General features: G+C 43.7%; 21 protein-coding genes. 4 read left to right on the forward strand and 17 right to left on the reverse strand.

What is annotated here, in order from left to right:
- Positions 1–104: 104 nt before the first annotated feature.
- Positions 105–1,691 (forward strand): oleate hydratase, encoded by a 1,587-nt coding sequence (locus tag MKY01_RS25615; protein ID WP_339284108.1) that lies wholly within the window; start codon positions 105–107, stop codon positions 1,689–1,691.
- Between the two features lie 200 nt (positions 1,692–1,891).
- Here MKY01_RS25615 and murF read toward each other — a convergent pair whose 3' ends face one another.
- Positions 1,892–2,977, reverse strand: coding sequence for a UDP-N-acetylmuramoyl-tripeptide--D-alanyl-D-alanine ligase (gene murF, locus MKY01_RS25620; protein ID WP_339284109.1), 1,086 nt, complete (start codon positions 2,975–2,977; stop codon positions 1,892–1,894).
- A gap of 105 nt (positions 2,978–3,082) precedes the next feature.
- Between murF and MKY01_RS25625 the strand changes: the two genes are divergently transcribed.
- Positions 3,083–3,580, forward strand: coding sequence for a cell wall hydrolase (locus MKY01_RS25625; RefSeq protein WP_074096282.1), 498 nt, complete (start codon positions 3,083–3,085; stop codon positions 3,578–3,580).
- Here the strand turns inward: MKY01_RS25625 and MKY01_RS25630 are convergent.
- From MKY01_RS25630 to MKY01_RS25650, 5 genes are read right to left on the reverse strand one after another with little or no spacing between them, the layout of a single operon-like run.
- The gene (locus MKY01_RS25630) at positions 3,565–4,317 is read right to left on the reverse strand and encodes a glycosyltransferase (protein ID WP_127548212.1); all 753 of its coding nucleotides are present in this window, start codon (positions 4,315–4,317) and stop codon (positions 3,565–3,567) included. The genes MKY01_RS25625 and MKY01_RS25630 overlap by 16 nt on opposite strands.
- A gap of 36 nt (positions 4,318–4,353) precedes the next feature.
- The gene (locus tag MKY01_RS25635) at positions 4,354–4,959 is read right to left on the reverse strand and encodes a polysaccharide deacetylase family protein (protein WP_127548210.1); all 606 of its coding nucleotides are present in this window, start codon (positions 4,957–4,959) and stop codon (positions 4,354–4,356) included.
- Positions 4,960–4,996: 37 nt separating this feature from the next.
- Positions 4,997–5,974, reverse strand: coding sequence for a glycosyltransferase (locus MKY01_RS25640; RefSeq protein ID WP_339284111.1), 978 nt, complete (start codon positions 5,972–5,974; stop codon positions 4,997–4,999).
- The gene (locus tag MKY01_RS25645) at positions 5,971–6,642 is read right to left on the reverse strand and encodes a polysaccharide deacetylase family protein (RefSeq protein WP_127548206.1); all 672 of its coding nucleotides are present in this window, start codon (positions 6,640–6,642) and stop codon (positions 5,971–5,973) included. The genes MKY01_RS25640 and MKY01_RS25645 overlap by 4 nt, the downstream gene beginning before the upstream one ends.
- Positions 6,639–7,628: a glycosyltransferase gene (locus tag MKY01_RS25650; RefSeq protein WP_339284112.1), complete on the reverse strand. Its 990-nt coding sequence runs from the start codon at positions 7,626–7,628 to the stop codon at positions 6,639–6,641. Before MKY01_RS25650 ends, MKY01_RS25645 begins: the two co-directional genes overlap by 4 nt.
- Positions 7,629–7,704: 76 nt before the next feature.
- On the opposite strand from MKY01_RS25650, the gene MKY01_RS25655 reads away from it, so the two are divergent.
- Positions 7,705–8,328 (forward strand): polysaccharide deacetylase family protein, encoded by a 624-nt coding sequence (locus MKY01_RS25655; protein WP_339284114.1) that lies wholly within the window; start codon positions 7,705–7,707, stop codon positions 8,326–8,328.
- Here MKY01_RS25655 and MKY01_RS25660 read toward each other — a convergent pair.
- The 5 genes from MKY01_RS25660 to MKY01_RS25680 all read right to left on the reverse strand — a co-directional run bounded on the left by MKY01_RS25660 (position 8,321) and on the right by MKY01_RS25680 (position 12,873).
- Positions 8,321–9,304: a glycosyltransferase gene (locus tag MKY01_RS25660; RefSeq protein ID WP_127548200.1), complete on the reverse strand. Its 984-nt coding sequence runs from the start codon at positions 9,302–9,304 to the stop codon at positions 8,321–8,323. The genes MKY01_RS25655 and MKY01_RS25660 overlap by 8 nt on opposite strands.
- 214 nt (positions 9,305–9,518) lie before the next feature.
- Positions 9,519–9,890, reverse strand: coding sequence for a hypothetical protein (locus MKY01_RS25665; protein WP_339284117.1), 372 nt, complete (start codon positions 9,888–9,890; stop codon positions 9,519–9,521).
- Positions 9,891–10,054: 164 nt separating this feature from the next.
- The gene (gene nagA / locus MKY01_RS25670) at positions 10,055–11,275 is read right to left on the reverse strand and encodes an N-acetylglucosamine-6-phosphate deacetylase (protein ID WP_339284118.1); all 1,221 of its coding nucleotides are present in this window, start codon (positions 11,273–11,275) and stop codon (positions 10,055–10,057) included.
- Complete coding sequence (gene nagB, locus MKY01_RS25675) at positions 11,272–12,000, reverse strand: glucosamine-6-phosphate deaminase (RefSeq protein WP_076319846.1); 729 nt, start codon at positions 11,998–12,000, stop codon at positions 11,272–11,274. The genes nagA and nagB overlap by 4 nt, the downstream gene beginning before the upstream one ends.
- Before the next feature lie 9 nt (positions 12,001–12,009).
- Positions 12,010–12,873, reverse strand: a complete 864-nt coding sequence (locus MKY01_RS25680) for a MurR/RpiR family transcriptional regulator (RefSeq protein ID WP_017692537.1) — start codon at positions 12,871–12,873, stop codon at positions 12,010–12,012.
- A gap of 145 nt (positions 12,874–13,018) precedes the next feature.
- Here MKY01_RS25680 and MKY01_RS25685 point away from each other — a divergent pair, with 145 nt between their 5' ends.
- Positions 13,019–13,366 (forward strand): hypothetical protein, encoded by a 348-nt coding sequence (locus tag MKY01_RS25685; protein WP_074096292.1) that lies wholly within the window; start codon positions 13,019–13,021, stop codon positions 13,364–13,366.
- A 140-nt stretch (positions 13,367–13,506) separates the two neighbouring features.
- On the opposite strand, the gene MKY01_RS25690 is transcribed toward MKY01_RS25685, so the two are convergent.
- The 6 genes from MKY01_RS25690 to MKY01_RS25715 form a co-directional block, all read right to left on the reverse strand.
- Complete coding sequence (locus MKY01_RS25690; protein ID WP_339284120.1) at positions 13,507–14,046, reverse strand: DUF4303 domain-containing protein; 540 nt, start codon at positions 14,044–14,046, stop codon at positions 13,507–13,509.
- A 231-nt stretch (positions 14,047–14,277) separates the two neighbouring features.
- Positions 14,278–14,502 (reverse strand): helix-turn-helix transcriptional regulator, encoded by a 225-nt coding sequence (locus MKY01_RS25695; protein ID WP_017692532.1) that lies wholly within the window; start codon positions 14,500–14,502, stop codon positions 14,278–14,280.
- Between the two features lie 172 nt (positions 14,503–14,674).
- Positions 14,675–14,962 (reverse strand): hypothetical protein, encoded by a 288-nt coding sequence (locus MKY01_RS25700; RefSeq protein WP_339287308.1) that lies wholly within the window; start codon positions 14,960–14,962, stop codon positions 14,675–14,677.
- Entirely contained in the window at positions 14,901–15,596 is a 696-nt protein-coding gene (locus MKY01_RS25705) for a nucleotidyl transferase AbiEii/AbiGii toxin family protein (protein WP_339284122.1), read from the reverse strand. Before MKY01_RS25705 ends, MKY01_RS25700 begins: the two co-directional genes overlap by 62 nt.
- Positions 15,596–16,204, reverse strand: coding sequence for a type IV toxin-antitoxin system AbiEi family antitoxin domain-containing protein (locus tag MKY01_RS25710; RefSeq protein WP_076211329.1), 609 nt, complete (start codon positions 16,202–16,204; stop codon positions 15,596–15,598). The genes MKY01_RS25705 and MKY01_RS25710 overlap by 1 nt, the downstream gene beginning before the upstream one ends.
- A gap of 357 nt (positions 16,205–16,561) precedes the next feature.
- Positions 16,562–17,551 (reverse strand): YhcN/YlaJ family sporulation lipoprotein, encoded by a 990-nt coding sequence (locus MKY01_RS25715; RefSeq protein WP_339284124.1) that lies wholly within the window; start codon positions 17,549–17,551, stop codon positions 16,562–16,564.
- Positions 17,552–17,807 lie beyond the last annotated feature (256 nt).

Below are 17,807 nucleotides of genomic sequence, written 5' to 3' on the forward strand. Positions count from 1 at the left end.
ACTACAAGTGACCAAAAATTGGACACTCCCTTTCTTTTGATCATACCTTACGGAACCTGCAAGGTTTACATTAGGGATGTGATTACAGTAACTTTTGGAGGCGAATGATCGTGAAGAAAGAACATGGTAATAAACAGGTCTATTTTGTAGGCGGCGGCATTGCATCTTTGGCGGGTGCAGCTTATCTGGTTAGAGATTGTGACTTTCCCGGAGAACATATTCACATTATCGAAGAAATGCCGATTCTCGGCGGTAGCAATGACGGTGCTGGTAATCCCGATCAAGGATATATCATCCGTGGCGGACGGATGCTCAATGACGAGGCCTATGAGAATCTATGGGAGCTGCTGGCTTCCATCCCTTCCATCGACCGTCCGGGCATATCTGTCCGACAGGAAATCACCGAATTTGACGATGCCAATCCCACACATTCCAATGCGCGGCTCATCAACCGTGACGGCAAGGTCGAAGATGTGCTCTCCATGGGTTTTGATATGGCGGACCGGTTGGCGATGGGCAAACTGATTATTACTCCTGAAGACACGCTGGGTAAATTGCGAATCAACGACTGGTTTGGCCCTCATTTTTTCAAAACAAACTTCTGGTATATGTGGGCGACCACCTTCGCTTTCCAGCCTTGGCATAGCGCCGTGGAATTCAAAAGATACATGCTTCGCTTTTTTCACGAATTCCCAAGAATTCAAACGCTGGAAGGTGTCACCCGCACACCGTTCAACCAATATGACTCGATTATCCTGCCATTGCATAACTACCTGGAGCCGTTTGGCGTTGATTTCACGCTGAAATGTACGGTTACCGATCTGGATTTCAAAGACGGAGACGGCATTACGGTAAGTCGGATGCATGTGCTCAGGGAAGGTGAAGAGGAAGTCATTGACATCCTCGAAGGTGATCTCGTCATTGTCACAAACGGTTCGATGACCGAAGGGGCCGATATCGGCTCCATGACTTCCGCACCGAAACTGAACGGCAAGGGCAGCTCATGGAAGCTGTGGGAGAACATTGCCGCCAAGAAACCGTTGCTGGGCAACCCTTCTTCTTTTAATGATCATGTGGATGAGTCCAAATGGGAATCGTTTACGGTCACCTTCCAGGATTCGGTCTTCTTTGATCTGATGGAGAAATTCACACGTAACCGGGCAGGTACCGGTGCTCTGGTTACTTTCAAGGATTCCAGCTGGTTCATGTCTGTCGTTCTGGCCTTTCAACCGCACTTCCGCGGTCAGCCGGAGCATGTCAACGTATTCTGGGGATACGGATTATACCCGGATAACGTGGGCGATTACGTGAAGAAAAGAATGTGTGATTGTACTGGCGAAGAAATTATGCAGGAGTTGATCGCCCATCTTCATTTTCAGGAACATCAAGAGGAGATCATGGCGACCGCCAACTGCATTCCATGCATGATGCCATACATTACAGCGCAATTCATGCCTAGACTAAACAGCGACAGACCTAAGGTTGTACCTGAAGGCTCCACCAATCTGGCCTTCATCAGCCAATTCTGCGAGATTCCCGATGACGTGGTATTCACAGAAGAATATTCGGTCCGAGCAGCACGAATCGCGGTATACACTTTACTTGGAGAAAATCGTCCAATTGAGCCGATCAACCAGTATCAGTATGATGTCCGGACGCTGTTCAGTAGTTTTGTGACTTCGTTTAGATAATTGCTTTATCCATAAATCAATCCAGATACGATTTATCCAAAAAAAGCCAAAATAATGAACCATAAGAGATAGTATTATTTGATGTGTTTAGTTTAAAGCGACGCTAATGAATATAGATATTATGATAAGACAAAACAAAAGAAAGGTACCTTTTTCCTTTCTTTTGTTTTATTTATGTTCTACGATATATAGTTTCATGATTAGCGAATAAGCCATTCCGCCAGATGCATCAATTTGACAGGATGACCATTGGTCGAACCTTTTAGCAAAAAAGAATCTCCTGTTCTTCTTTGCATAGCTAGCGCTCTTTTTAATGAGGATATTCGAGTGAAATGCTTCACTTGTTGTGCTGACATGCCTGTTTGCTGTGCTCCAATGCCTAGGTATTTAGAGTGAAGACCGTACGTATATAACAAGTCTAGCTTCTTCGTTCCCAACTTGCGGCCTTGTGCCAAATGAATCTTTTTAGCATGTTCCCCCAGATCCCGTATGTCACCCAGAACTGCAATCTTTCTCCCCCCATTTGATCCAACATGTAACAAAACATCAAGCGCCGAATCAAGTTCAGGCTTCGTATTGAAACTATCATTAATCACAATCATTTTACGGCGAATCTTGCTCACAGACAGGCGACCATAGGGATTTTTCATATTATAAAATCCTCGTTTTATCTCTGTAACCGAACAACCAAGATGATGCGAAACGGCGATAGCAAATACAGCATTGTATACATTACATTTTCCAAAACAAGGAATATGAAACGTATGCTCCTTTTGGCCTAACCGAACATTAAAAATCATCCCTTTTGAGCTGTATCGAATATGCCATGCGTTAAAATCCGCCTTGTTTCGTATTCCTACTGTTATCATTTGGCCTTGGAAAGACTTAAGGTTCAGTAGTTTGGAATAGTGATCATCCTTATTTAGAAATAGCATCCCCTTACGGTTCATCCCAGTAATAAGCTCCGATTTAGCTGTCGCAATACCACGCACTCCGTTTTTAAAATGAGCGATATGGGCACGACCTACATTAGTGATTACTCCGATGTTCGGTTGAATTAGCTCACAATGGCGTTTGATATCCCCTCTCTTTTTCATCCCATACTCTAAGACAACGGCCTTATAGTAGGAGTTGATTTGTTTTTTATATTGAGAGGTAAACCAGGTATCATTCCCATTCTCTATAGACTTGAATGTCCTCCAACGAGTTTGCAAGATGGATGCAATCATCTCTTTCGTTGTAGTCTTACCCGAACTGCCTGTAATCGCAATGATTGGCTTACTCATGTTCTTCCTCCTTTGGACTGAAGATGGGTATAGGGAGGTTCGCAATGCTTTTCCTTTTCATAGATTAATCATATAAGATTCCAAGTTTATTTAGGAGGTTGTGTGATGACGCATAAAGAACGATTGATGTTGTTGGGATATAATAAAAAAACGTTACGTGCCAATTTGATTGCATTTCAGCATGATTTCAAAATAAGTCCTAAACAAGAATTACATCGCTTGACCATACCTCGTCTGAAAGAACTAACATCCGGAGACCTCCAGTTAAATCTATTAGCTAGAACAATTTATAGTGAATCTAGAGGTGAACCGTACCGTGGAATGGTCGCTGTCGGTGCAGTTGTGTTGAATCGGTTAAAATCACCCGAATTCCCCAACTCTCTTGTCGAAGTTATTACTGAACCTCTTGCATTTACTGTAGTTAGCAATGGTCAATTCTGGCTTAGGCCTGACCAACGAGCCTATCGAGCCGCAAAGGAAGCGCTAAAGGGACGCGATCCCTCATCTGGTTCTCTCTATTTCTTCAATCCTGACAAATCCACCTCAACATGGGTGAAGAGACTACGCCCCCAATTGAGAATCGGGCGTCATTTATTTGCATAATATTGCAATAAAGCATATCTCTTGTAATCTCTACCACTTCCTTTTAGCTCAACACTCTGGGCAAGTAACTTTCGATCACTGATTTTCCATGTGTGGCTTGATTTATGGACACGACGTCTGATGACGTAATGGGAACAATCCGATGCATATATCTTGTAACCACTCCGCTTACACCGTATCAAAAACCCTACACATTCTCCAAGCGACACCGAATGAAATCGAACTTTGTTAAATACCTTTTTTCGGAATAACAACGTGGCCCCGGAAACTTGGTCTACAGGACGATTCTTTTCCTTTGGATGACGTAATAACAGTTTAGAACTGGATTCAAGGTATACGAGACAAGCTCTTTTTCCCACAATGTCTGCTTTGGATTGTTTCAATGTATACATCATTGTGTTCAGATAATAGGGTGAGTAATAATCGTCGTCGTCAAATCTTGCTACGACTTGATATTTCGCCTGACTAACAGCATAATTCAGACAATGGCCAAGTGACTTTTTTTCGGGGACTTGATACATCCGGACATCGCTTCTTGTTTTGGATTTTTTAATATAATCTTTCAGTTCCATGGAATCCTTGTTCAGTATGATGATTAGTTCTTTGGCAACATACTTTTGCCGACTATAGTTTGCAAGCAATCTATTAAAGTGCTCTGCACGGTTTGTGCAAGCGATAACGGACACATCTTCTGATTGAAATTGTCTTGCACGATTTTCTTCTCGAGTTATCTTCATTAAATTGGCTCCTGAATCCCACAAAATTTGTCACTGCTACAACAGCTCTGAGACCGTTGAAAATCGGTAGCCCTTACGTCTTAGTTTACGAACGATAATAGGCACTGCCTTCAAACTTTGATCCCAAGGATCATTCGCATGTAGCAAAATAATGGAACCTGGACGCGTAAACGGAACAACCCGTTTTACAATGGTATGAATTCGTCGGAGCTTCCAATCCAACGAGTCTACATCCCAATGTACAATAGTCTTATTCATTAACTGAAGCTTCTGAATGACACGCCGGTCCATATCACCTCCGGGTGTACGTAAAAGTCGAGGCCACACTCCTGTCGCTCGCCATATCGCCTTCTGAGCTAATCTCACTTCATTCTCGATCCATGTGTTGTTGTGTTTCCTGTAATCCTGATGCCTATATCCATGCGACCCAATCTCGTAACCCATTTGCCTAATCCGCTTCGCGATCTGTGGGTGGTCCTCAGCCCAAATGCCTGTTATAAAAAATGTAGCTTTGTATACTCCAAGCTTTTGCAAAAGAGGCAACATCCGCTGGGGTACTTCATGACCGTTAGCAATATCAAAAGTTAAAGCAATCCGCTTTTGATTCGTGGGAATTCGGCTGAGAACCTGTTGATTCTTCATTACTGAGTCCAACCTCTCTTTTAAAGTGATCGTATATTCAAAGGATGTTATGTTTCTTCAATTGCCGGATCATGTATTGAGCACGTGACTTATAATTATGTTTCCGAGCTGTGCGTTGGCCATGCTTGCGAATCTCTTCCCTTTTTTTGGGGTGCTTGAGGTAGTAACGGACAAGTTTGCGAGTCTGGCCAGCAGAATTCGAAACAACAAGATCCCGACCAGGAGTGAACAGACGACGAATTTCGGGCGTATCACTTGTAATGAGAAATCCTCCTGAACCCAAAATTTCATAAGTTCTCTGTGTCACCTGAGTAAGCTGATTCTGCGGACCAATGACAATTTTAGCCGAACTGTACACTTTACGTGCATCGGTGTATTCTAGGTAACCATGTATCCAACTGCGTGGAATACGAGTTCCCAGAACAGGCTTCATCTCATCCCACTGCCTTCCCCAAAAATCGATTCGCGTACCATCTTGTACCAACGGACGAATAAGATGATGTAACGATTTAATGCGAAAATGCTCCGGGTACAGCTTGAGAATTCTAGAATAACCGTTGGCCACCACTGCAATATTACTTTTTAAATGAGGAACAATTTTTCCTCTACGATGCACTTTAGGATGATAACCAAAGTCCATGTGTGCTGCTTTTATGCCCATACGTTTATATTTTCTCACCATGGATCGGCATATGGTAAATACAAAGTCAGGTTTGACTACATGGACATATGGAAGTGAGAATGATTCATGATGCGTAGGGTCCTCTGTTGCCCAATACACATGGGGGATGCGAGTATCTCCGATAAATCTTCTCATCCATTTCTGCTTGTGGACCGTATGCTCAGGCGTCCAGCCCATGCTTATGACGAGATCAGGCTTAAAATCCTTAATCAATCTGGACAACTTGCTTCGGGTAAGGGAACCAGAAATTTTCACTGTATGACCTGCGTCCTTAAATCCGTTGGGAAGACCGTGTATCCACATAGGGTGACTTTCAAGGAACAATATTTTCACGAATGCTCCTCCTTAATTTGATAGTTATAGGAATGTGTAGAGAGCTTATCGAATCGATACCCCTGCTTCTTCAATCCACGAATGATGAAGGGTAAAGCTAGCATACTGCGATCAGAGAAATCATGGCATAGAATGATGCAACGCCGACGGTTTCTACTCTCACGTAGCACTTTGGCGGTTATTTCCTCAGGTGTACGCTCGGGGAACAATGCGTCCTGAGAATCAATCGTCCAATCACAGTACCGGTAGCCTCTGGCACTAAGCTTCTTTTTAATGGACACCATCGTTCTGCGTCCGCCAATGTTGTACCCACGTTCAGTATTTGAACCACCGGGAAAACGGAACAAACGTGTCCTGATCCCAATGACACGTTGTATGAATCGTTCCATACGGTAGAAATCCGCAAGGAAATCCGCTTGACTGCGGTAGATACGTTCAAAACGATGTGAGTACGTATGATTTCCTATGCTGTGACCTAATTTTTTTAGTCTTCTGTATATTCTCAATCCATGAGGACTTGTATTACCCACTACAAAAAACGTAGCCTTAATGTTGTGCTGCTTCAAAATGTCTAATATTTGATTCGTATACGTAGATGGACCATCATCAAATGTCAGATATGCTACCTTATCGTGCCTTCTGTGTGTCGAATGGGTATTGACCTTCATTCGATCACTCCCTTTTTTCTCAAAGTAGACAACATGAACCGTGCACGGGCAGTGTAATTATGACGTGCAATCGCCGACCGTCCATTACGTCTAATTCGATCTCTTTCGCTCTCATTCTTCAGATAATAACGTACCTTCCTCAATGTCTCCGCTGGAGTAGAGCTTACAGCTACATCTCTTCCCGGCTTCAAAATGCCCCTGACCGCAGGTGTATCACAAGTCAGGAAAAAACCGGATGAGCCCAAGGTTTCATATGTTCGCTGAGTTAGCATATCAGTGTAGTTTTGTAATCCGATCATGATTTTCGCTGAACTGAATACCTGATTTGCATTTTTATAGGAAATGTGCCCCTTAATCCATTTGGACGGAATATCGCATCCCAGAATAGATTTCATGCGCGACCAGTTGTGCCCATAAAAGTGAATACGATAACCCTCCTTAAGTAAGGGACGTACAAGAATGCGTAGGGATTTATTCCGATAAAGTTTCGGATATTTCTTGAGAACATCCGGATAGGCGTTAGCTACAACTGCAATATCTGTCTGATATTTCTTTTTCATACGAGTTCGGTAATGTACCTTGGGGTGAAAAGCATAATCAAGATACGCTGCCGGATAACCCATCTGTTGAAATCTGTATGCCGTCTTCTCCGAAATGGTAAACGTATAATCAGGCTTCATCCGTTTAAGAAGAGGAAGAGTAAAAACCTCTGTAAAATTAGGGTCTTCCGTTGACCAATAAATGAGTGGGGTACGATACTCTGTCGCTAACCTCCTAACTAATCTTTGTTGCTTTCGAGTATGATCAGGTCCCCATCCTACGGACACCAGCAAATGTGGCTTGTAAGATCGTAATTGTTGACGAAGCGTTCGCTCTTGGACCGGGCCGGATGCTCGTACTTGGTGGCCAAGATCTCGCAGACCATCCGGAAGACCATACGACCACAACTTTCCCCGCTCTAAAAACAATATTCTCAATAGAACCACCGTCCTATATTTTCAATGACAAGTGCATAATCAAATCTTTCCGGTTGACATATATATGTTGCAAAGGAGGCATTCGATGAATCCACGATTCGAAGCGGCATATCGCGTGAATACGCACAAAAAATGTATAGCTTTGACATTTGATATCGGTTGGGGAGGTAAAGTACCCGTACCTGTCCTCGATGCTCTATCAGCCAATGGAGTTAAGAAAGCGACTTTTTTTCTATCTAGTACATGGGTGTTGGAGCGCCCGCTGTTAGCTCGAAAAATTAAACAATATGGTTATGAAATTGGCTCACATGGACGTCTTCATCAAAATTACACGGAGCATAGTAATCGTTGGATCACCCGTGAGGTCAAAGCCGCAGAAACCACCATTCGGAAGGCCACAGGGGTTAAATGTAAGCTCATCCGTACACCAAACGGCGATATGAACCAGCGTGTCATTCAATTGCTCGGCTCTCTTGGATATTCAACTATTCACTGGAGCAAAGACTCTATGGACTGGACAAATCCGGGAGTTCGTACCATCATTCGTAATTCCACTAACGGAGTAAAAACCGGTGATATTCTGTTGTTGCATGCAAGCGATTCGGCTCGTCAGACAGCTAGGGCACTTCCTTTTATTGTCCGCAAGCTTCGCCGTCAGGGATTTGTATTTGTCACTGTATCTGAACTACTGAGTATGCGTACTAGATGATCCCTTTTTTCGTCAAAGTACGGAGAATGTAAGCTGCTCTCTTCTTATAGGAATGTTGAGCTGCCACCTTTACCGCATTGTCCCTGATTCGCTCTCGCTTCTGGGGAGAACGCAGATATTTTGCAATCAATTTCCTTGTCTCACGCTCAGATGAAGATACGAGCAAATCCTTGCCTGGACGAAACCATCTGCGTACTTCTGGTGTGTCATCCGTGATAAGCAATCCTCCAGAAGAAAGAATTTCATATGTTCTTTGAGTGAGACGGTCTTCAGCATTCTGCGGACCAATCACAAAATCGACGGAATTGTACACTTTTACAGCTTCCTTATATGGAAGATAGCCATGAATCTGTTTAGCTGGAACATTTCGGTTGAACAGCTTCTTCATCTTGTTCCAATCTCGCCCATAAATATCTACTTTTAAGTCCTTTTCCAGAAAAGGATTCATAAGTCGCTGCACAGATTTAAAACGATAATGTTCTGGCTTCTCACGATACAATTTTGAGTATCCATTGGCTACCAATGCTGCATTCCCTCTATACTTCTTTACTTGTTTAGATCTGCGATGTGTATCTGGGTCACTTCCAAAATCTAAGTGAGCCGCTGATATGGCTAATTTTCTGAATCGTTGGACTGTTGGACGATGAATGGAAAACACAAAAGCAGGACGCGTTCTTCGGATGAGTGGTAATGAGAACACGTCCGTATAACCCGGATCTTCTGTTGACCAATATATGAGCGGAGCATTTGATGCTTGAACTAATCGAGCAATAAGCCGCTGTTTCTCAGGTGTACTGTTAGAAGGTGTCCATCCCATAGCAATGATTAGATCAGGTTTAAAGCTCCGAATGGTTCGGGCAGCATGCTGGTCTGTTGCACAGATTTTCACTTTATGTCCTAATTTCTCGAATCCTTTGGGTAAACCATAAATCCACATCGGGTGTTTCTCCAAAAACAGGATACGACGCATAATCATTTTTATCTCCTAACCATGAGCACATTTTTTATTTAGGTGCCAACATCTTATTCATCTATCAGGCAGTTGCTTGGGCTATGACCTACTCACGCACTGTTTTCAGTAAATACAAGATATAACTTTGTTACAAAAAAAAAAAATAGACGGTATCCTGATTAATAAAATCAAGAAATACCGTCTATCTTTTAAACTTGTTTGATAGGTTAAAGCACACTTATGTGCGGAAAGTCGTAAATTTCAGCATGTGCACTAGCTTGGATAAATGTACGATCTCCTGCTGGACTCCAGAGGTGTCCGTACCTGCCATTGCCTGATTTGCTCGCAGCGTTCTACGTGTATTCAGCATACCCTCGATCAGTTTCATGACTGTGTTGCGTCCACGATGATCGACAATCATATACTTTTTGCGTGAATCCAGCTCTACCCATACGATGTTGCTGAATGATGTGAACAAATGCCTGCGGTACAGCTCCATATCGGTCTCATTGTAATGCTCACCATAAAAGGCATAATATCCGTGTATGTGCAACTTCTCCGCCAACACTGTGATGAACGGATCATGTTCGAGCATAGCGTTACGTTCCATGTTTCACGCCTCCGTTATGCGTGATCCGCAGATCCCGTCTTTTTGAGATCTATTTTAACATATTGCGCACGGTGTTGCCTCTACACAGATAAAAGCCAAGTTTTAACTCCGAAGACTGATTCATCACAAATGAGAGTTATTAGCACGATACTAATTTTCTAAATCTAATATGACTCTCCTATCCGTCTGCCCTTCACCCACACACCCTCAATATCCAGCTCCGCATTCAGCAAAACGATATCTGCCTGTTTTCCTTGAGCCAGGGAACCTGTCCGGTGATCAATGCCGAGCAGACGTGCAGGGGTTAGACTTGCTGCCCGTGAAGCAGCCTTCAGACTCAAGCCCACTTCCTGCACCAGATAACGGAAACCGCGAATCATCGTCAGTGTGCTTCCAGCCAGCGCATCGCCGTCCTTCAGTCTGGCCTCGCCATGCTTCACGATCACGGGCAGGTCGCCGATTTTGTACTCCCCGTCATCCAAACCCGCAGCAGACATGGCATCCGTGATCAATACGAGTTGATCATCATGTTGCTTCAGCTGAGCCAAGATTGAGATCGCCGCAGGATGCACGTGAATTCCGTCGGCAATCACCTCAGCACTGATACGTGGATCACTCAGCACGGCTCCGGCAGCCCCGGGTAGCCGGTGATGCAGCGGTGTCATGGCATTGAACGTATGTACTGCATGATGTAGTCCTGCCTCAACTGCCCGCTCCACCTCTTCATAGGTCGCATCCGTGTGACCAAGTGCCGCTGTAATCCGTTCTTCTCGCAGCCATGAAATGACTTCCAACGCGCCTTCACGTTCCGGTGCCAACGTAACTTGCCGGATCAGGCCAGGATATTGCTTCTCCCATGCTTCGAGCCAAGATACATCAGGCAGAATGATGTGTTCCGGATTTTGCGCTCCAGGCCATTTCGGACTAAAAAACGGACCTTCCAAGTGTATACCCTCAAGCTGTGCATAGGGCATTTCACTCGAACGATAGCGGTCGACTTCGGCAAGTACGCTGTCCAGGCGCTCTTTCGGAGCCGTCATGGAAGTCGCAAGCATCGCTGTTGTGCCCTGTGTACTATGGAAAGAAGTGATCTTGTCCAACACCTCCGGGCTTGCGTCCATAAAGTCTTCTCCATTCCCACCATGCACATGGATATCAATGAATCCAGGCACAATGAGGCCGCGTTCCGGTACAGACAGCGGCAAAGCCTCTCTTCGAATCTGTTCGGGCAGACCTTCAGGTAACCCAGCATAGAGGATTTTCTCATCCCTCCAAGCTAATACACCGTCTTCCAATATCTCATTTGAAAGGAGCAGCTTGCCCCGAAGAAGAGAAATATTTTCATCACGCTGGCTCCCAGGTTCATGGCTATTCGCTCCGGTCATCTCACCAGCCTCCCTGCTGCACGGTCCAGCAGTACCACCACATTTGGATGGCATTGCAAAAGCGATGCAGGACAGGCCGTTGTGATTGGGCCCATAAAAGCTTCGCGAATAATCTCGGCTTTTTCCTCGCCACGGGCAATGAGCAGAATCTGTTTGGCTTTCAAAATGGTACCGACACCCATTGTAATCGCCTGAGCCGGAACTTCATCAATGCTGTCAAAGAAGCGTGCGTTTGCCTTTCTCGTCTCTTCTTTCAAATCCACGACATGCGTTCGTCCAGTCAGCTCCGTTCCCGGTTCATTGAAGCCAATATGACCATTATGTCCAATGCCCAGCAGTTGAAGGTCTACCGGTCCACGATCGTCCAGCCGTTGTTCATAAGAATTACATTCCTGTTCCAGATCTGCAGCCTGACCATCAGGCACTTGCGTTCTAGCAATATCTACATCGATATGATTGAATAATTGTTCATTCATAAAACTGCGGTAACTTTCGCGATGCTCTGTTGGAAGTCCCACATACTCATCGAGATTAAAAGAAGAAGCCTGTGAGAAGCTGACAAGCCCCTTCTGATATAACGTGATAAGCTGTTTATATATGCCTACAGGAGAACTTCCTGTCGCAAGCCCCAATACAGCCCGTGGTTTGGTTTGCAACAAGCTGGCAATGAGGCCAGCACCCGTGGCGTTCAAATCTTCTTCATTTTCAAAAATGCGTATATTCATCTTCATCTGTCAGGCACCTCCGTTGTGTTGGACTCGATAGGACTGCACGTTGTGATAGGATTGTTCCAGTCTGGGGATAAAACGGTCGAAGTCGGCACTTACCATGCCTGTGAACAAAATATCGACCACATGAAGCAGTGCAATACGTGAAGCCATATCTCCACGCCTCATGCCTTCTTCCAGAGAAGAGGTGAATAGTGGGATATCCGATACCGTTGCAAGCGTGTTGCTGCCATAGGAAGTCAGTGAAATCGTAGAAGCTCCGGCCTGTTTGGCACAATGCAGGGCATCGATGGTCTCTGGTGTTTCGCCTGAATAGGATACGGCCATCGCCACATCTCCCTCTGCGAGCGAAGATGCCGATGTAATCTGCATGTGTGAGTCGGAGAAAGCCGTACAGCTTTTGCCGATCCGCACCAGTTTCTGATAGAAATCCTGTGTAACTATCGACGAGGTTGCCACACCGTACAGATCGATGCGGCGAGCCTGGCACAATAATTGAACGGCTTGCTCCAATCTGCCCAAATCCAGCAAACGAGTGGTATCTGCAATAGACGCGAGGTGGTTGGCTTCGATAGCTTCAACAATTTTGGATAGGGAATTGCCCGCTACAATATCCTGATACGCCGTTTCATCAGATGCGTGGGACAATTCTGCGGCGAGTTTCATTTTGAAATCAGGAAAACCTTTGAAATGAAACGACTTGCAAAAGCGGGTCACCGTCGCCGCACTTGTGCCACTCTGCTCTGCCAGATGACTAATCGTCCAGCCGGGAATGTCCGATGGAGATTGCATAATGACTTCGGCGATACGTCGCTCCTGAGACGGAAGGTTATTCAGTTCTTGTTGCAACGCACGTAATATGGCTGCCATGAGGACCTCGCTTATGAAAATTATTTTTATTTATTTTTAATAAATTAAGAAAATCATTTTTATAACTTCATTTTAATCAAGACGATCCTGCAAATCAAGAGGAATTTAACATGACTTTTGCAATAACAAAAGAAGGAGCAATTCAATGAATCGAAGACAACGGAGAAAGTTCATTCCTTCCACCTGGATTATTGCCACCAAACAAACAGAAGGACGCGCCTATTATACCCTCTATGCTATTGACTGGAAACGCGGAGGTCGGCTGAGTTGGGAAGGCTGGAATCAACTTGAAGACTTGCTGCAATTTCATATTCCGATCAAACGAAAAGCCGGAGGCCGGAAATCTTCTTCCCAGCCTGCCGCCAAAATAGCGAAAAGAGCCCTCCATCTTCATCTGAATGAAACACAGTTCGAGGAATTGGAGCAGCTATTTTATCAGCCATTTTCGAAGAAAAGATGGAGGATGTTCATTCAAATGAATAGGAATCAATAAGTGATATGAATTCGGTTATTTCATTTTTCACGCTAAAACAAAAAAAGCCTCTCCCCTTCTTTGGATAAAAGAATAGGAAAGACTTTCGCGGTACAACGATTCAATTCATTTTGATTCAATTTAACTCAAGTTAACTCGTTCTAACTGATGCCATCATATCGTTTTAAGAACTTACTGGCTAAGCTGGGGACAGTCATGTGATGAACCGATTGATTTTCAATCTCCTCCGCCAGATCGTCATCTGTTAGAGAAACGAAAAACGTAATGTCTGCTTTTGCTTGTCCATATCGGGCAAAAACGTCATCTGCTGTCTCATTTACAACTTTGGCGATGATTCGAATGATCTCATCTTTATACTCCTGAACTTCTTCTGTTGCATACAACAATCGACTGATGTGGTTAAAGTGTGTATCCTCGCCATATTGATATTCGGAGCAGCCCCATCTGTAATAGATCTCGTCCTCCTCACTATCACATAGCCCTTGCTCTTTCATACTCACAATATGCCCAGCAAGGGATTCCTCTGTATTTACCGCCATGAACAGCGTTACCCAATCACTGTCCGTTCCAAATGCACAAGCATATACTTCCTCATCCTGAACCTTAGCCAGCGTTTGTTCTAGATCGGGCAGAAAACCCGCACGAAAATGGTCTTCAAATTCATTTAAGAAAAGGTCCATTTAGATCATCCTTTCTACCATTGTTTCAATTTCAAGCCTTACTTACTACCTTATCTGTTTCATATATGTAATCATTATGGTCTACTAAAATAATGAAAACAAGCGATGCTACGTTTCGGATCTTTCTTAAATTCATGATCCAGCACAGCAAAAAAGCCTTGCCCCATTCTTCATGACAAAGAATAGAGAAAGGCTTTCATGCTGCTACTTAATCCTAACTGTAATTCGCAACTAAATCTTCAGTTCTCCAAGCTTAATCAGCTCGACAACTGCCTGCGAACGACCCTTAACATTGAGTTTCTGCATCACATTCGAAATATGGTTACGCACCGTTTTCTCGCTGATGAATAACTGCCCTGCGATGTCACGCGTTGTTTTGTCTTGAACCAGTAATTCGAATACTTCGCGTTCACGGTGGGTCAACAAAAATTTGCTTTTATGATCGATACCCTTCAATGTTCACCCCTCCTTGCTCGGGTTGTGTTGGTGTAACAAGGTTAAGGGGATACAGTCAACTCATCTTATGTCAGGTCAAGGGCGTTGGTTCAGTTTTATAAGAAAAATGGGCAGTAATTTGCATACATCCCTCTAAAATAGTTGGTGCATAGTTCAAAAAATTATGTATTAATCAGTTATTGTTCTTCCATGCCCTTTCGGTATAACTCCAACGCTTAAAAAACTCTTTCTCATCAATTATTGAATGATAAACAGGTTCAATAAAAGAAACAAGAGCATCCATCACATCCTGAAATGCAAGTTGTTCTTCAACCCCTAAACGACGCAGAAAAGCCTGCCACTGTTTTGTCCGACCTTCATTTTCAGCAAATTCTTCATGAAACAGAGGATGCTCTTTTTCAAAATATTGTGCCCCGTTGTTGGAAGGTTTCGGACACTGCCTCGTGAAGGATTCGACCATCAAAGTTGTTCGTTGTTAACAGCGTATAAATATCATAAAAATCCTTCATCCGACTATTCATCACAGATAATGTGATCATGGCTTCAAATTTTTCTGAAATGACGGATTCCCTCGAGTAGGCTTGAACTTGTGGTGCTGTCATATCCAGGAGAACAGGATATTCAATAAGCTGGGGCTTCGGGACCACCACATCACCAAATCCGATATCAAACTGCAAACTTTTTCTCATCCGCCCTAAAAGAGCAGTTACTTTAATTCTTACTCCCTCATAATCAGCATCTTCTTTAATTCTCTCCGTTGTCAGTTCATCCAACTGAAATGCAATACCATCCGTAGGAACCACTATTGAGCAAATGGAGACAAACGACTCTCTTAATAAATCCAGTTCATTAGCAATCTGTCTGGCGAGAAAATCAACGTCTTTGGTTGGACGTGCCTTGAATTGAGTTTGTGAGAACAAAAACAACCCGCCCTTTAAAATGAATTTATCCCTGTACTCAGAAATGGATAAACGATATAAGAAACGCTCCTGAAAATAAAGCAACAGCAAGGTATCAAATGCTTTTCCTGATTTTACAGCTATATTTTTCAAACGTTCAGAAACAGAGGCGGGAATATTTTTAATTTCACTCATTAGATCAGCACCTCCAGATACTTTTGCAAAACCGTTCGAATTCGTAGCTTATCAGCATAGGAGACAAGCCTTGTTATATTCTTGTGGGGGGATTGAAGGTAATTCCTCAGCCCTTCCTTCATCAAATCAATTCCAATTTTCTCACGATACCTCACCATATCACAAATTGTTTTCTCACGATCATAAATTTTAACTGCCGAGCCATCAATATAGACTTCATCAATTCCAATTTTGTATTGAGCATCTGCCAAATAGATTACTTTAATAGGAGGATAGTCTGGAAGCTTTGGCTTTTTACCGCCACGATGAATAGCAATCTGATATTCCCATGGATTGTAAGTTGTCAGTTCATAGAAGGAGAGCGCAGAGAGAAGACATATAACTCCTTTGGGAACAAGTTTGGATACCTCAACCATTTCATGAGGCGGTTCATTAAATTGACCAGACTGTCGGTAAATCCCCTGTTTTACCCGTTCAATTTCACCAGCGGACTCCAGTTTTTTTATGTAGTAAGGGGATACGCCCGCTTCTATAAAATCTTTTGTTCGAGCAAAACCATGCTGTTCTTCAAATACTCGCATTGCAGCAACTACAATTTTCTCGTTCATACACTCACCACCATTCACATTTGCGCGTGCATTTCTTGCCTTATCTGGATCTGTTCAGAATTTTCTTTCCAAGTTCATTCTAATCCATAACTATTCCACACCCTAATTTCAATCCCCTTTATTATTCACTAAAAACTCTGCACTTAGACGTAAGTGCAGAACATAATTCTTTTAGGAGCGCAAGAATATTAGATGGTACTTCATTTCGTTAGTCTATTTAGTCTATATGGAAGACAAATATTCTGAATTTATTGAAGAAACATTCAAAGTGAATCCTGTTGAGATCATGTAAAACAAACATGCCCCTGCAGCGGATGTTACCATCTGCGCAAAGGCACACTTGTTCATGTCAAAAAACTACCGATTCATTCGATTCATGACACCACCGTTGTGATTACGGTTCATCAGGCCATCGTCAAGGATGCCATCACGGTTATTCGTATCTGTTCCGTTCGTTGGGAAAATGCGCTCCACCATCGATTGGAACGTATCAATCATGCCACTAACGGGCTTACCGTTACGAATATCTTTGGCATAGTTCTCGACATGCTCCACAAAATCCGGATTGGCTGATACATATACATTCTCGATGTTTGGTGCAAACTGCTTGATTTTGGCTGAAATCTTACCCTTAATCTCAGCTGATGTGTTATCGTCCGTGCTATCTACACGTTGTCCTTCACTTTTCATACCATAATGCCCATCGTCTGTCCCACGTGCTTTGCCGCTGTTTGTCAGACCACGCATCATGCCAACGGCGCCTGTGCCCATGGTTCCATAGATGCTGCGGTCATTCCCCATATGGCTGCGATCCGTTGCCGAATTTGTGTTCAGTCCTGGAGCAATTCCGCTAGTGCTGTACGGAGACATTGTGCCCGTACCGCCATTCACACGCATACCACCCATATCGTGATTCATGTTGCCCCCACGCATGGTATCACTGGCATGATTACGCATCGTTCCATTCAGCATGCTCGTACGACCATTGGACTTGCTCTCCAACTTGCCTGCATGACCATCTGCCAAACGAACTGCCACATAAGCATTACGATCCGTTAACATGACACGGGCGGATTTTACTTCCTTCATCTCCGTGATACGTTTTGCCAGCTCTTCACTGGATTTCAGGTCAGTAACATTGTGCATGCGATAACTTTTCGCACGGATGCCATCCATGCCATTTGTTTCCACACCATAACGGTTAATGCCGTTGGCTTGCTGACGAACACTTTGCGTATGCATATTGTTGGTATCCCGATTCGTGCCACAACCTGTCAAACCGGCCATTACAAAGATTGCAGTAGATAATGATAACGTAATAGCTGTTGCCTTTTTGACTGCTGGCATGTACTCATCCTCCAATGTTTGTTGGTTTTGGTCACAAAGATAGGATGCGCTTCTGTACGTACCGATATGCTGAAAGGATATGGTACCTTACCCTGTAGATTCAGGTATTCTGGTTTTGGTCTTTGTTTATTGATCTTTAGTTTTGATTTGTGGACCGTGAGTTTCTTCGCTATATAAAATAAAAAAAACAGTGCTGCTTGTTCGCAGCACTGCCTCGAAATCATATTTGCATCTCAACACAATAACATCACTTATC

Source organism: Paenibacillus sp. FSL R5-0486, assembly GCF_037975155.1.
Lineage (GTDB): Bacteria > Bacillota > Bacilli > Paenibacillales > Paenibacillaceae > Paenibacillus > Paenibacillus amylolyticus.